Below are 13,457 nucleotides of genomic sequence, written 5' to 3' on the forward strand. Positions count from 1 at the left end.
ACGCCCCCCGACCCCACCGTGACGGTGCCTGTTCAGGCCCCCGCCCCCGGCATCTGCAAAAGCTGTACCGCATTGATGCGCCACATGCCATCTACCTGCACCATCTGGTAATCCAGCATGTGCAGCACGCCCTTGGTATCGCGCACCATCACCCGCTGCCACACCCGTCCGGCAATTTCGCGCCGCTCAAGATAGCGCACATCTTCCGGCCGCCAGACCATCGGATACCCCTGCCGCACCATCTCGCCAAAGCGATCCGGCCCGCCAAAAATCCCCTGGATTGTCGGACTGGCATAGGCAAATGCGCCGACAAAATCGTCCTGCTGAAACGCCGACATCTGGGCGCCGATCACGTCCTCGATACTGGCCTCTGCCACGGCAACCACCGGCGCCCATGCAAGGATAAACCCTGACATCCATACACGCATGACTGTTTCCTCCCTATCGGGAGAAAGCTAGCGCCACGCCGGCGCGCGTCAATTTTCAAGGGAAAAGGCCCCACCCAAAGGGCAGGGCCAATCTGATCAGACCAGATCGCCGGCCAATGCCTTCTCGATCAGCGCGATGGTCTCGTTCACGCCATAAAGCGCGATAAAGCCACCGAAACGCGGCCCTTGCGACGCGCCCAGAAGCACCTCGTAGATCGCCGAGAACCACGCACGCAGCGGTTCGAATTCGTTGGTCTTGCCAATCGCGAAGACCACGGATTGCAGGAACTCCTCGCTTTCGAAATCCGCCTCGGGCAGGGCATCGTCATTACCCATCATCGCGTTCTTGGCCGCAATCGCCGCCAGCGCCGCCTCTTCCGATTTCAGCGCATCCGCCAGTTCCTGAAGCGCCTTGCGTTCCTGTTCGGTCGGCGCGCGATACACCTTCGCGGGCTTCACGAAATCGTGGAAATACCGCACGGCAAAACCTGCTGCCGCATCCAGACCCGGATGGGTGTCAGCGGTCGCATCCGGCGCATACTTGTTGATAAAGCCCCAAAGGGTTTCCTTGTCCTCGGCATTTGACACGCTGGCGATATTCAGCAGCATCGAGAACGGCACCACCATGTCCGACTGCGGAACATCACCGCCGTGGATATGCCACACCGGGTTGTTCAGCTGCCCCTTGATGTCCTGCCCGTGATAGGCCCGCAGCTGCTGGTGGTATTCGTCCACCGCCTTGGGGATCACGTCGAAATGCATCCGCTTGGCCGTCTTCGGCTTCTGATACATGAAATAGGCAAGGCTCTCGGTCGAGGCATAGGTCAGCCATTCGTCAATCGACACACCGTTGCCCGACGATTTCGAAATCTTCTGCCCGTTCTCATCCAGGAAAAGCTCATACGAGAAGTGCTCGGGCTGACGGCCACCCAGCGCACGACAGATCGCGTCATAGATCTTCTCGTTGGTGGCGTGTTCCTTGCCATACATCTCGAAATCCACGCCAAGCGCGGCCCAGCGGGCGCCAAAGTCCGGCTTCCACTGCAATTTCACATTGCCGCCCGTCACCGGCACAGTCCATTCCTTGCCGTCTTCGTCATCGAAGGTGACGGTATAGGTCTCGGCGCAGACCTTTTTCATCGGCACATACAGCACGCGGCCGGTTTCCGGATGCAGCGGCAGGAAGATCGAATAGGTCGCCGCCCGCTCTTCGCGCAGCGACTTCAGCATGATCTTCATAATCGCATCATAGTTGTCGACCGCGCGTTTCAGCACCTCGTCGAACTGCCCCGACTTATAGAACTCTCGCGCCGAGTAGAATTCATACTCGAAGCCAAAAGTATCAAGGAACCGGCGCAGCATCGCGTTGTTGTGCTCGCCAAAGCTGTCATGGGTGCCAAACGGATCCGGCACCGAGGTCAGCGGCATCTGCAGATATGCCTCAAGCTTTTCGGGGTTCGGCACGTTCGACGGCACCTTGCGCATCCCGTCAAGGTCATCCGAGAAACAGATCAGCTTGGTCGGAATGTCCGAAATCGCCTCAAAGGCGGTCTTGATCATCGTGGTGCGGGCAACCTCGCCAAAGGTGCCGATATGCGGCAGGCCCGACGGCCCATAGCCGGTTTCGAACAGAACATAGCCCTTTTCCGGCGCGCCCTTCGCATACCGTTTGAGAAGCCGGCGCGCTTCTTCAAAGGGCCAGGCTTTCGAGGTCATTGCAGCGTCGCGCAGTTCAGACATGTTGTTCTCCAATCGTCGGTCGGCCTACCCCATGTATGCCAACCGCGGCTTCCTATTGTGCCAGTGCAGCATGGTCAATATTTACACGCAAAACAAACGCTTTTCAGGGCAATTTTCCCGCCCTCACGCCACGGCCTCCTCTGCCCCGCGTTCCGTGATCCACTCAAACACCGCCCGCACTTCGGCCCGCGCCGCCAATCCGTCCCTGGCCGCCACGTAATACCCCCGCGCCGAATGCGCCTGTGCCTGACCCAAACGCAGCATTGCGCCGCTTTCGAGGAAATCTCCAAGCAAGCCCGACCAGCACAGACAGACCCCCTGTGCCGCAAGCGCCGCGTTCACCACCATCGCATAGGAATTGAAGTCCAGCAGCCGCACATCCCGCGGCACCTCCAGCCCCTGCGACTGGAACCAGCTCGGCCAGTCATGCCAGTGTCGCCGCGCACTCTCCATCGTCAAAAGGGTCATGCCGTCAAACGATGCCACATCCGGCGCAACACCCCGCCTTTGCAGGTACAGCGGGCTGGCCACCGGAAACACCCCGTTGCCAAGAACCCGCGCCTCGCCCGCAACACCTGCATCCGGCAGACCAAAGCGCACCGAAACATCGCCGGGGCGCTCGGGATCACCATACTCTTGGCTTATGATGCGAATGGTCACCTCGGGAAAGGCCGCCTCAAGCTCTGCCAGCTTGGGAATAAGCCACGACCCGACAAAACCCGACGGCGCCGTGACAGTCACAACACCCTGGTCCCGGCCCTTGCGGATACGCTCAACCACCGTCTCGATCTGTCCGAAACTTCCGCGCAGGACATGGGCCAAGTCCCTGCCCTGCTGCGTCAATTGCACGGGCTTGCGGCTGCGATCAAACAGGGGACACCCCAGATCCTCTTCCAGCGCCGCAATCCGCCGCGAAATCGCCGGTTGCGAAACATTCAGCTCACGCGCCGCCCCCGTCAACGTCCCGTGACGCACGGCGGCATAAAAGGCGGTGAGCCCGGAAAAGGCAGGAAGGCGCACAGACATCATAACCTCAGCGTATATTACAATACACCTTTAGCGCATTGCCGCGACTCGTCAAACCCTCCTAGATGGCCACAACAGCAGGAGGACATCATGACCGCGCAAACCGCCCCCGAGACCCTCGATCTCGTTGCCGACAACATCCCGACCGAACCCAGCAGCACCGCCTTCGCCATCAACGCCGCGCAGGTCCCCCTCGAAGGTGGCACTGATCCGGCCTATGGTTCGGTCCGCTGGCGCACCCTGATCAATGGCAACGCCGATGCGCCCAAGGAATTCGTCCTTGGCATCGCGGAATTCGAACCCCACGGCACCCTTGAGCCGCACCGCCATGACCCCGCCGAGTTCTACTTCGGCCTCGAAGGCTCGGGCATCGTCACCATCGACGGCACCCCGCACGAGATCGCACCGGGCGTTGCCATCTATGTTCCCGGCGACGCCGAACACGGCACAGTCGCCGGCCCCAACGGTCTGCGCTTTGCCTATGGCTTCGCCGAACCAAGCTTTGCCGGCATCACCTACCGTTTCTCGGCCTGATCCCCCTTGCTGGGGCAAACCTGCATCCTTATTCTAGGAACAACCCAAGTACGAAGGATCGCAGCGTTTGCCCCAGGACATTCCCAACCCGCTCAGCCCGCAAGACAGCCTCGTTGCCGTGATGGTCGCCGTCTCTGCCTCGGACGAAAACATCCGCACCGTCGAGCTGGTCAAGATCCAGTCGGCCGTGAACAACCTGCCGATCTTCGCCGACTATGACATCGACCGCCTGAAAACCGTGTCGCAGATCGTCTTTGATCTCTTCGAACAGGAAGACGGCCTCGCTGCCCTCTTCGGTCTTGTCCACGAAGCCCTGCCCGAACGCCTGTATGAAACCGCTTACGCGCTGGCCTGTGACGTGGCCGCAGCCGACGGCTCTCTGGCTGAGACAGAACTGCGCCTGCTGGAAGAAATCCGCTACGAGCTGAACATCGACCGCCTGCACGCCGCCGCCATCGAACGCGGCGCCCGCGCACGCCACATCGTCTAAACATGCGTGGGCGTTTTTCTTTTTGAAAATGCCCCACTTCATGCAACCATGGGTGTCCAAGCAATTTTCGGACATCCATGCGTACATTCTTACTGACACTCATTCTTGCCAGCGGCCTCACCCTACCTGCGGTCGCTTATGCCTTCACTTCGGCCCCGCGCACCATCGAGGCCCGCGTCGACAAGTCTGACCAACAGGTCACGATCTTCATCAACGGGCGCAAGAAATACACCTGGATTGTCTCCACCGCGCGGCGTGGCAAGATCACCCCCACCGGCACCTATACCGCCTACTTCCTGTCGCGGCATCACCGCTCAAGCCTCTACGACAACGCGCCGATGCCTTACTCGATCTTCTTCCACAGCCACTACGCGATCCACGGCACCGACCAGATTTCCCGCCTCGGCCGCCCCGCCTCCGCTGGCTGCATCCGCCTGCACCCGGACAACGCCAAGATCCTCTTTGACCTCACCAAGAAGGTGGGCATGGAGAACATGACCGTCACGATCACGGAATAGCACCGCCGCTTTGGGTGCATCCTCACTCACTTAAAACGTTGAGGGCTGCGCCTGCCTGGGTAGGCGCAAATGCGCCTGCCGGGGGGCAGGCAGGCGCAGCCCGGCCGTGCCGGGCAATACATCTTAGGAATAAAACCCTTCCCAACGCTCGATCAGCCTCTGCTGAACCGACTTCGCCTTGCGGTTCCACGCCCGCGCGCCCTTGGGCCGCTCCCTGTCATTGGCCGCAATCGCCGCCCGCGCCTTCTTGTCCGCCGAGAAGATCGCAAAGGCCAGCACCCGCCCATCCGCCAGCGTCACATACCCCGCAAGCCCGCTCACAAAGTTCAGCGTGCCGGTCTTGGCCACCACCCGCGTCGCCGTGTTCTTGCGCAGGTTGCCCTTGCGGTCCTTCAGCTTGATATTCTTCAGGATTGGCCCCAGCACCTCATGCTGCGCCACGCCCGACAAGGCCTGCGCCAGCGCATCCGCCCGCATCCGCGAGGCCGCACCAAGGCCGGAATGATCAACCAGCGCCGCCCCCTGCATCCCCAGCGACTGCGCCGCCCAGCGGTTCATCTCCTGCGCCGACTGCTTCAGGCTGCGCACCGCCACGCCGCGTAGCTGTGTCGCCGCGATCCCCACCATCTCTGCGGTCAGGTTGGTGGAATACTTCAGCATCCCGCGCAGCACCTCGCTCAGCGGCGCACTCTTGTGGGTGACCAGAACAACGCCCGACGGCGCCTGCTGCACCACCTTGGCCTTTTTCAACACGATGCCATGCGCCCGCGCCAGCGTGCGAAACACATCCCCCGCATAGGCCTCGGGCACCCGCACCGGCAACCACCGTGCGCCCCCCTTGCCCAGCGCCCCCTGCGCCACCGTCCAGTGATCCGTGCCGCCCTTGCTTTCATATGTGTAAACCGGCAATTGCCGCTTCACGACGCGCATCTTGGCGATACTCACGTCCGGGCGGTAATTCCGCGACCGTGCGTCCATCGCCACACTGTACCCGTTGTTGGCGCGCTTCCATTCGAAATGCACCCGGTTGTAGTTGAGGCAAAGCCCGGAAATCGTCGGGTTATAACCGGCATGTTCCGGCTGCCCCGGATCAATCCGCGCGATCTTCGGCATGGTCCCGCCATACACAAGAAACCGCCCCGAAACCTCGCGAATACCCGCCTTTTTCAACTCTGCCGCCATCCAGGCAAGCGCATCCGTGTCCAGCGTCGGATCACCCCCGCCCTCAAGCACAAGATCACCCTTCAGAACCCCGTTCTCCACAGGCCCCGTACGTTTCAGGAACGTAGGAAACCGGTATCCCGCCCCCAGCGTGTCCAGCGCATAAAGCGCGGTCAGCGCCTTGGCGACACTGGCCGGCGGCATGGCACTCCCCGCGCGATAGCCTTCCAGCACCCGGCCACTGCCGACATCCACCACCGAAAGGCTCAATTGTCCGCGCAAACCGGCCTGTTTGATCAGCGCCTCGACCCCGGGCGCAACCCGCTGGCGCAGGCTTTCGGGACGCAATTTGGGACGCAGCGACTGTGTCACTGGCGCAGCCAGAACCGACGAGCCCAGCCCCGCCAGGCCCGTTGCCAGAAATGCCCTGCGTGTAAATGCCTTAACCATGATCCGACACTATGACGCCGCCCGCCGCAGGTCCATATGCAACCTGCTCAACATTGCGTTTCCCAGCCGTGAAACAACATGCTATGGCCGGCTCATGTGGCAAGCCCTCATCATCATGTTCATCGCCATGTCGATGATCCCCGCAGGCGACACCGCGGGCAAGCTTCTGACCAATGTGCACGAGGCCTCGCCGTTCTTCGTGGCCTGGTCCCGCTTCGTGCTCGGCACGCTCATGGCCCTGCCCTTCCTGCGCCCCGATACCTTCCGCCTGATGAAAGACTGGCGCATCTGGCTGCGCGCCCTGTTCCTGACCGGCGGCATCACCTTCATCCAGATCGCCCTGACAACGGCCCCCGTCGCCAATGTCTTTGCCGCCTTCTTCGTCGGCCCGATCCTAAGCTATGTGCTCTCCGCCGTCCTGCTGCGCGAAGCGGTCACACCGATGCGCAGCGCCCTTATGGCGCTTGGCTTCATCGGTGTCCTGCTGGTTGTGCGCCCCGGCTTTGATGCCTCGCCCGGCCTGGCCTTCGCGGCCCTCGCGGGCTGCTGCTATGGCGCCTTCCTGACATCCTCACGTTGGCTGGCCCCGCTCGGTCGCCCCGGCAGCCTGTTCTTCACGCAACTCTTCCTCAGCGCGGTGATGATGACCCCGTTTTGCTGGCACATGACGCCCGCACTCACTCCGGCAATCGCGGGTCTTTCGCTGGCCAGCGCGGCCTTTTCGGCGGGCGGCAACCTGCTCCTGCTCTACGCCTACCAGCGCGCCACCGCCTCGTCCCTCGCGCCTTATGTCTATTTTCAGCTGATCGCCGCCACGGCCCTTGGCTGGGCGGTTTTCCACGACCTGCCTGACCTGCTCACCATCGCCGGTCTGGTCCTGATCATCGGCGCCGGTCTCGCCTCGGCCGTCCTCGGCCAGCGCGCTGCCCGTGCCTAGCGCACCCAGCCCCCGCGCGCCCGAATATCGGTCGAACTCACGTCCAGCATCGGTACGTTGACGAAACACCAGGCCGGGGCCTCGGCCTGCGCCAACAGATGGCTTTGCGAAGCCCGCAGCCGCGCATGACGATAGACCTGCGCCGCCTTCGCTGTCCGCGCCTCAACCCGGTCTCCGGGCCGCGCCAGCACCCCTACGGACACCCGCTCCATGATCTCCTGCCAGTCCTTCCAGAGGTGAAACTGCGCAAGGTTGTCCGCCCCCATGAGCCAGACAAACCGCACCCCCGGATGCGCCGCCTGCAAGGCCCGCAGGGTTTCCGCCGTATACCGCGTGCCCGCCCGCGCCTCGAAATCGCTCACCTCGACGCGCGGATGCCGCATCACCTGCCGCGCCGCCGCCATCCGCCGATCCAGCGCCGCCGGCCCTTGTGCCTTCAACGGGTTGCCGGGACTGACCAGCCACCACACCCGATCCAGCCCGAACCGCTTCATGGCCTCAAGTGTGATATGCACGTGGCCGCCGTGGGCCGGATCAAACGATCCCCCCAACAGGCCAACCGTGACCTTCCGATATCTGCTCGCCGCGCTCATCCCCCTGATGTACTGCGCCCCTTTGCGACACACAACAAGGACTTAGGCAACTCCGGCCAAGACCCGCAGGCATTGGGAACACAGTGCGCCGCCACCGCCATCAGGCAAAACCCGCCCTCTTGACGCCCCCATATAGTTGACATAGGTAAATTAAAACAGTTGACACAAGGCAACCAATGTCCCTCGACCCCATCGCCCGCATCCGCCGTTTCAATCGCGCCGTGACCCGCGAAACCGGCGTGCTTGACCAATCCTTCCTTGGCCGTGGCCGCCCGCTGGGCACCGCCCGCGTCCTTCATTCCATCGGCCCCGAGGGCCGCGACCTCGACAGCATCCGCGCCTATCTGAACCTCGACAAGACCCTGCTCAGCCGCACCCTGCGCGGCCTTCAGGACGAAGGCCTCGTCACCCTTGCGCCCCATCCCGAAGATGCCCGCCGCCGCATCGCCACCCTGACCACGGCGGGCCTTGCCGAATATCACGCCTACAACACCCTCTCCGACCAGCAGGCCCACGCCCTGCTTGCCCGCCACCCCAAGCCCGAAACCCTTCTGGCGGCGATGGACCTTGTCGCCTCGGCCCTCACCGCTCAGGCGATCACGCTGGAAGAATGCGACCCGCAAAGCCGCGATGCGGTCTACTGTCTCGAAGAATACTACGCCGAACTTGGCCGCCGCTTTGACACCGGGTTCGACGTAAACCTCTCGGCCGATCCCGAAGCCGCCGACATGATGGCCCCGCGCGGCAGCTTCCTTGTCGCCACCTCCGACGGGCTGCCGCTTGGCTGCGTCGGCCTCAAAGGCACCGACAAGGGATACGCCGAAATCAAACGCCTCTGGGTCTCCCCCGCCTCCCGCGGCCTCGGCCTCGCACGCCGCCTGATGGACGCCGCCGAAGACAAGGCCCGCAGCCTCGGCATCACCACCCTGCGCCTCGACACCAACGCCGCCCTGCCCGAGGCCATCCGCCTCTACGAGACAACCGGCTGGCACCAGATCGACCGCTTCAACGACGACCCCTACCCCACGCATTTCTTCGAAAAGCACCTCTAACGGCCCCCCTGCCTACCCAGGTTAGGGGTGGCGTGGGATTGTTTTGAAGAGTTATTCGCTGCGAAAAGAAAATCATAAGCTGAACTGACTCTATTCATCAATTCAACTTGAAAACAAATTGCTCATTATTGGTAAGAGCTCAACCTCCGTTATAGCGATCTATTGTGGCACGTACTTATGAAACTCATCCATCAATGAAATCGAGCGATCAAAATAGGCCAGTAGGTCTTGATGGAGAGAGATAATGCAAGCCTTCTGGATACCCAAATCTCCGCTCCCATAGTCAATTTCTTGCAACCCACATGTCATATCTGCGGTTGTATCGCGTGCGCAAATGTAAGCTGACTTCAGCTCTGACAAAGGTATGAGAGCCGCATCCAATGGAAGTTCGCTCTGCAGTCCTGAAGAATATACAATTTCCAAACACCTTTGGAAGGAAACCAAAGAAGATCGCATTCTCTCTTCCAAGGTTGGAATAAAATCAATTAGCGCTCCTTTGTAACGATCTAAAGCAGTAATAGCAATTTGGGCCGCCGTCTCCATTTCCTGAACATTGTTTGTCCTATGCGCGCTAGTCAGCCGATTTGCTGCCTTACTGAGCTGCTTTGTCAACGCTGAAGCACTTTTTGTTAGCTCAACCAATAACTTGTTGTGTTCATTCATGTGGTGCGAAGCAGCTCGCGCTTGTTCGTCTTGAGCTATTTTGGGATTAGTTTCCAATAGCTGATGAAAGTTCCTCAAAATATCGTAAGATTGGTCTTGCGCTACGCTCTCTAGGCTTTCCTTGCCGGTTCCTTGGAGAATTTGATCCACCACGCTCCCGATGTGTCGCCTAACAACAATTTGAAGTCGGGCTGTGTCTTGGTAGGTCTCGTATTTCACCCCCAATTCGCCTATTTCTTTTCGGAAATCTGCAACTTTCTGTAGCTGTGTCGGATCAATTTTAGAAAGTCCTGAAGCAAAGTCAGAAAAATAAAACATAATCTCAGGACTGCCAGTTTGTTTCCAACTCTTGTATGCAATTCGAAACTCTTCCTCTGTGCCGGACTCCCACTCTTTAGTAGGCGTCCCAAAATACGACCCCATCATACCAAAAAAGACATCAATATCTTTGGGAAACTGCTCATTAATCACCCCCTGAGCATACGCTCCTGCTGCAGGCCAAGTATGGGTTTCCCATCGAATTAGATCTATAAAAAAACCCGCCCTTGCTCCAGTATCTTGGTTTATTTGTTCCACAACTTCCTTGATAGTTTCGCGGTCATTTTCAAGGTTGCCCGGAGAAGAAAGAAGCACTCGAATTTTCAGAATTTTTTCAGGCACACTACCTCCTAAGAATAACATAAAAACAGTCACTCAACTTATAACTCTACATCGTCGTTCTGCAACCTCCATTGCCCCCGCCCCCCCCATCCGCTATCACCCCTGCTAACGCGAAATTGCGCGACAGATTCCCATCAAGTTCGGAGTGTCCACATGGCATCCTATCAGTACGTCTATCACATGCAGGGGGTCTCCAAGACCTATCCCGGCGGCAAGAAATGCTTTGAGAACATCCACCTCTCCTTCCTGCCCGGCGTGAAGATCGGTGTGGTCGGCGTGAACGGCGCCGGTAAATCGACCCTGATGAAGATCATGGCCGGTCTCGACAAGGATTTCACCGGCGAGGCCTGGGCCGCCGAGGGGGCCAAGGTTGGCTACCTCCCGCAGGAGCCGAAACTCGACGAGAGCCTGAGCGTGCGCGAAAACGTCATGCTGGGCGTGGCCGAGAAAAAGGCCAAGGTCGACCGTTTCAACCAGATCGCCGTCGAGATGGCCGAGAACTATACCGACGAGCTGATGGAAGAGATGACCACCCTTCAGGATGCCATCGACTCCGAGAACCTCTGGGATCTCGACGCCCAGATCGACGTCTCGATGGAAGCCCTGCGCTGCCCGCCGGACGATGCCGATGTCTCGAAACTCTCCGGTGGTGAACGCCGCCGCGTCGCGCTCTGCAAGCTGCTCCTGGAAGCGCCCGACATGCTTCTGCTCGACGAACCGACCAACCACCTCGATGCCGAGACCATCGCCTGGCTGCAACAGCACCTGATCGACTACAAGGGCACCATCCTCTGCGTCACCCACGACCGTTACTTCCTGGATGACATCACCGGCTGGATCCTCGAACTCGACCGCGGCCGCGGCATCCCCTACGAGGGCAACTATTCCGCGTGGCTGGAGCAAAAGGCCAAGCGTCTCGAACAGGAAGCCCGCGAGGACAAGTCCAAGCAGAAGACGCTGGAACGCGAACTCGAATGGATGCGTCAGGGCCAGAAAGCCCGCCAGGCCAAACAGAAAGCCCGGATCAACGCCTATAACGAACTGGCCTCGCAATCCGAGCGCGAGAAAATCACCCGCGCCCAGATCGTCATCCCCAACGGCCCGCGTCTGGGCTCGAAGGTGATCGAGGTCGAGAACATCGCCAAACACTACGGCGACAAGCAACTGATCGAAGATCTCACCTTCTCGCTGCCGCCGGGTGGCATCGTCGGCGTGATCGGCCCGAACGGCGCCGGTAAATCGACCCTCTTTAAGATGCTCACCGGCCAGGAACAGCCCGACAGCGGCGCGGTAACCTACGGCGACACCGTGCAGCTGTCCTATGTCGACCAGTCGCGCGATGACCTCAACGATGGCGACACCGTTTGGGAAGCCATCTCGGGCGGCGCCGAGATCATCGAATTGGGTGACGCACAGGTGAACTCCCGCGCCTATTGCTCTTCCTTCAACTTCAAGGGCGGCGACCAGCAGAAGAAGCTGAGCCTCCTGTCGGGCGGTGAACGCAACCGCGTGCACATGGCCCGCCTGCTGAAAGAAGGCGGCAACGTCCTGCTGCTCGACGAACCGACCAACGACCTCGACGTTGAAACCCTGCGGGCACTGGAAGATGCGCTGGTCGATTTCGCCGGCTGCGCCGTGGTCATCTCGCACGACCGTTTCTTCCTCGACCGGATCTGTACCCACATCCTCGCCTTCGAAGGCGACGCCCACGTGGAATGGTTCGAGGGCAACTTCGAAGACTACGAAGAAGACAAGAAACGCCGCCTCGGCCCCGACGCGCTCGAGCCCACGCGCCTCAAGCACAAGAAGTTCACCCGCTGAACACGACAGGGGCCGGATTATCCGGCCCCTTTTCGTTTCTGAGGGAACCTGCCCCTCAAAAGGCCCTGCTGGCAATTTCCATTGCTCCCCCGCAACCGAGCCTCTACCCTTCCCCAAAGCCCCCACCAACCAAGCGATTTCGACCCTAGCCCTTTCATGCACTTCCCGCCCGCGCGTTTCACCCTGCTGTCCCTCATTGCCCCCGGCGAAGCCCACTCGGCCCGTGTCAACCTTGGCCTGCGCTCCTATCGCGAACTGCTGCGCCACGTGCTCAGCGAATGGACCTTCGACTGGCGTCACGGCGTCAGCACCCGACAGCGGATCGAAAAGGCCAACCTCGACTTCACCGACAAGACCGCACAGTCGCAATCGGAACGCTACCGCCCGACCCCGCCGCATTGCCTGACACAGGCGCTGCGCTGGCTCGAGACGGAAACCGGCCCGTTCTCGAACCACCACCTTGTCGATTACGGCTCTGGCGCCGGTCTGGTCATGATCCTCGCCCAGGCCGAAGGCTTCGCAAAGGCCACCGGCATCGAACTCTCCCCAAGCCTCGCCCAGCAATGTCGTGGCAATCTGGCCCGCACCGCGCGCAAGTTTCCAGACACCACCTGCACCGTGCTCGAAGAAAACGCCGCCCTGTTCCAGCCCCCCGAATGCGCGACCGTCTTCTACTTCTTCAACCCCTTCAGCAGCGCCTACTTCGACGCCGCCCTTGCCCGCATTCAGGCCTCCCTCAAGGACGCCCCGCGCGATGTCTATATCCTCGTGTTCCAGGCCTCGGGCTACGAAGTCAAAGGCTTCGAGGAAATCGCCTGGATCACCGGCGTCAGCATCTTCCGCAATGTCGCCGAGGGCTGAACGGCATCCGGCCCCCCTTCGTTTCGGAGTGACCCTGCCCCCTCACATCCCCGCCACCACGTTGAAACAAACCTTTCACCGCGCGACGGGCACCCCACATCTCTCCCAACACGCCCAAAGCCCCAAGGAGAGCCCATGCGTATCCTGATCCCCGCCCTTGTTACCGCCGTCCTGATGGCCGTGGTCTGGCAATTGAACCTCCCGAAAGATTTCGGCGCCCACCCGTGGTGGTCGATGCAGGTTGTCCTTTACGGCGCCCCCATCGGCATCCTTGCCGCCAGCCTCGCCGCGCTCCTGCCCGTCAAACCGCTGATCCGTCTCGCCATCTTCGCGCTGGCCACGGCCGCCGCCTTCTGGGTCGCCAAGAACGGCCAGCACGGCTTTGCCGTCTCCTATGCCGAAGACGCCGCCGCAGGCCAGCGCTGGTTCCTTGGCTGGCACGCCACCATGATCACCCTCGCGGCCACGCTGACCACCCTGATCCAATCATTGTTCCGCCGCTAACCGCTGGCACCGGGCACCA

The 13,457-nt window shown here is 60.8% G+C and carries 14 protein-coding genes; 8 read left to right on the forward strand and 6 right to left on the reverse strand.

What is annotated here, in order from left to right; translation table 11 throughout:
• Positions 1–32: 32 nt before the first annotated feature.
• From ABWV42_RS05045 to ABWV42_RS05055, 3 genes are all read right to left on the reverse strand, one after another.
• Complete coding sequence (locus ABWV42_RS05045) at positions 33–428, reverse strand: DUF4864 domain-containing protein (RefSeq protein WP_353339147.1); 396 nt, start codon at positions 426–428, stop codon at positions 33–35.
• A gap of 96 nt (positions 429–524) precedes the next feature.
• Positions 525–2,168 (reverse strand): lysine--tRNA ligase, encoded by a 1,644-nt coding sequence (locus ABWV42_RS05050; protein ID WP_353339148.1) that lies wholly within the window; start codon positions 2,166–2,168, stop codon positions 525–527.
• Between the two features lie 123 nt (positions 2,169–2,291).
• Complete coding sequence (locus ABWV42_RS05055) at positions 2,292–3,194, reverse strand: LysR family transcriptional regulator (protein WP_353339149.1); 903 nt, start codon at positions 3,192–3,194, stop codon at positions 2,292–2,294.
• 90 nt (positions 3,195–3,284) lie between these two features.
• On the opposite strand from ABWV42_RS05055, the gene ABWV42_RS05060 reads away from it, so the two are divergent.
• The 3 genes from ABWV42_RS05060 to ABWV42_RS05070 all read left to right on the forward strand — a co-directional run bounded on the left by ABWV42_RS05060 (position 3,285) and on the right by ABWV42_RS05070 (position 4,736).
• Positions 3,285–3,728, forward strand: a complete 444-nt coding sequence (locus ABWV42_RS05060) for a cupin domain-containing protein (protein WP_353339150.1) — start codon at positions 3,285–3,287, stop codon at positions 3,726–3,728.
• A 121-nt stretch (positions 3,729–3,849) separates the two neighbouring features.
• Complete coding sequence (locus tag ABWV42_RS05065) at positions 3,850–4,218, forward strand: tellurite resistance TerB family protein (protein WP_500155077.1); 369 nt, start codon at positions 3,850–3,852, stop codon at positions 4,216–4,218.
• 77 nt (positions 4,219–4,295) lie between these two features.
• The gene (locus tag ABWV42_RS05070; RefSeq protein ID WP_255103168.1) at positions 4,296–4,736 is read left to right on the forward strand and encodes a L,D-transpeptidase; all 441 of its coding nucleotides are present in this window, start codon (positions 4,296–4,298) and stop codon (positions 4,734–4,736) included.
• Between the two features lie 123 nt (positions 4,737–4,859).
• Here the strand turns inward: ABWV42_RS05070 and dacB are convergent, their stop codons facing one another.
• Complete coding sequence (gene dacB / locus ABWV42_RS05075) at positions 4,860–6,347, reverse strand: D-alanyl-D-alanine carboxypeptidase/D-alanyl-D-alanine endopeptidase (RefSeq protein ID WP_353339151.1); 1,488 nt, start codon at positions 6,345–6,347, stop codon at positions 4,860–4,862.
• A gap of 94 nt (positions 6,348–6,441) precedes the next feature.
• On the opposite strand from dacB, the gene ABWV42_RS05080 reads away from it, so the two are divergent.
• Positions 6,442–7,284 carry a DMT family transporter gene (locus ABWV42_RS05080; RefSeq protein WP_353339152.1) on the forward strand — a complete coding sequence of 281 codons (843 nt, stop codon included), beginning with the start codon at positions 6,442–6,444 and terminating at the stop codon, positions 7,282–7,284.
• Here ABWV42_RS05080 and ABWV42_RS05085 read toward each other — a convergent pair.
• Positions 7,281–7,877 (reverse strand): nicotinate-nucleotide adenylyltransferase, encoded by a 597-nt coding sequence (locus ABWV42_RS05085; protein WP_353339153.1) that lies wholly within the window; start codon positions 7,875–7,877, stop codon positions 7,281–7,283. The genes ABWV42_RS05080 and ABWV42_RS05085 overlap by 4 nt on opposite strands.
• Positions 7,878–8,053: 176 nt before the next feature.
• On the opposite strand from ABWV42_RS05085, the gene ABWV42_RS05090 reads away from it, so the two are divergent.
• A complete protein-coding gene (locus ABWV42_RS05090; protein ID WP_353339154.1) occupies positions 8,054–8,929 on the forward strand; it encodes a bifunctional helix-turn-helix transcriptional regulator/GNAT family N-acetyltransferase in 876 nt (291 codons plus the stop codon).
• A gap of 159 nt (positions 8,930–9,088) precedes the next feature.
• Here the strand turns inward: ABWV42_RS05090 and ABWV42_RS05095 are convergent, their stop codons facing one another.
• Complete coding sequence (locus tag ABWV42_RS05095; RefSeq protein WP_353339155.1) at positions 9,089–10,252, reverse strand: DUF4062 domain-containing protein; 1,164 nt, start codon at positions 10,250–10,252, stop codon at positions 9,089–9,091.
• Positions 10,253–10,405: 153 nt separating this feature from the next.
• Between ABWV42_RS05095 and ettA the strand changes: the two genes are divergently transcribed.
• From ettA to ABWV42_RS05110, 3 genes are all read left to right on the forward strand, one after another.
• A complete protein-coding gene (gene ettA, locus ABWV42_RS05100) occupies positions 10,406–12,073 on the forward strand; it encodes an energy-dependent translational throttle protein EttA (RefSeq protein WP_353339156.1) in 1,668 nt (555 codons plus the stop codon).
• Positions 12,074–12,229: 156 nt separating this feature from the next.
• Positions 12,230–12,934 (forward strand): class I SAM-dependent methyltransferase, encoded by a 705-nt coding sequence (locus ABWV42_RS05105; protein ID WP_353339157.1) that lies wholly within the window; start codon positions 12,230–12,232, stop codon positions 12,932–12,934.
• 135 nt (positions 12,935–13,069) lie between these two features.
• Positions 13,070–13,438: a hypothetical protein gene (locus tag ABWV42_RS05110; RefSeq protein WP_353339158.1), complete on the forward strand. Its 369-nt coding sequence runs from the start codon at positions 13,070–13,072 to the stop codon at positions 13,436–13,438.
• Positions 13,439–13,457: the final 19 nt, after the last annotated feature.

Origin of the sequence: Pelagimonas sp. KU-00592-HH (assembly GCF_040369695.1) — a bacterium.
Lineage (GTDB): Bacteria > Pseudomonadota > Alphaproteobacteria > Rhodobacterales > Rhodobacteraceae > Shimia.

What these genes read in the sequence shown, in the direction of transcription:
- ABWV42_RS05045 (WP_353339147.1), bottom strand. Translation starts at nt 428, where the DNA reads ATGCGTGTATGGATGTCAGGGTTTATCCTTGCATGGGCGCCGGTGGTT.
- ABWV42_RS05050 (WP_353339148.1), bottom strand. Translation starts at nt 2,168, where the DNA reads ATGTCTGAACTGCGCGACGCTGCAATGACCTCGAAAGCCTGGCCCTTT.
- ABWV42_RS05055 (WP_353339149.1), bottom strand. Translation starts at nt 3,194, where the DNA reads ATGTCTGTGCGCCTTCCTGCCTTTTCCGGGCTCACCGCCTTTTATGCC.
- ABWV42_RS05060 (WP_353339150.1), top strand. Translation starts at nt 3,285, where the DNA reads ATGACCGCGCAAACCGCCCCCGAGACCCTCGATCTCGTTGCCGACAAC.
- ABWV42_RS05065 (WP_500155077.1), top strand. Translation starts at nt 3,850, where the DNA reads ATGGTCGCCGTCTCTGCCTCGGACGAAAACATCCGCACCGTCGAGCTG.
- ABWV42_RS05070 (WP_255103168.1), top strand. Translation starts at nt 4,296, where the DNA reads ATGCGTACATTCTTACTGACACTCATTCTTGCCAGCGGCCTCACCCTA.
- dacB (WP_353339151.1), bottom strand. Translation starts at nt 6,347, where the DNA reads ATGGTTAAGGCATTTACACGCAGGGCATTTCTGGCAACGGGCCTGGCG.
- ABWV42_RS05080 (WP_353339152.1), top strand. Translation starts at nt 6,442, where the DNA reads ATGTGGCAAGCCCTCATCATCATGTTCATCGCCATGTCGATGATCCCC.
- ABWV42_RS05085 (WP_353339153.1), bottom strand. Translation starts at nt 7,877, where the DNA reads ATGAGCGCGGCGAGCAGATATCGGAAGGTCACGGTTGGCCTGTTGGGG.
- ABWV42_RS05090 (WP_353339154.1), top strand. Translation starts at nt 8,054, where the DNA reads ATGTCCCTCGACCCCATCGCCCGCATCCGCCGTTTCAATCGCGCCGTG.
- ettA (WP_353339156.1), top strand. Translation starts at nt 10,406, where the DNA reads ATGGCATCCTATCAGTACGTCTATCACATGCAGGGGGTCTCCAAGACC.
- ABWV42_RS05105 (WP_353339157.1), top strand. Translation starts at nt 12,230, where the DNA reads ATGCACTTCCCGCCCGCGCGTTTCACCCTGCTGTCCCTCATTGCCCCC.
- ABWV42_RS05110 (WP_353339158.1), top strand. Translation starts at nt 13,070, where the DNA reads ATGCGTATCCTGATCCCCGCCCTTGTTACCGCCGTCCTGATGGCCGTG.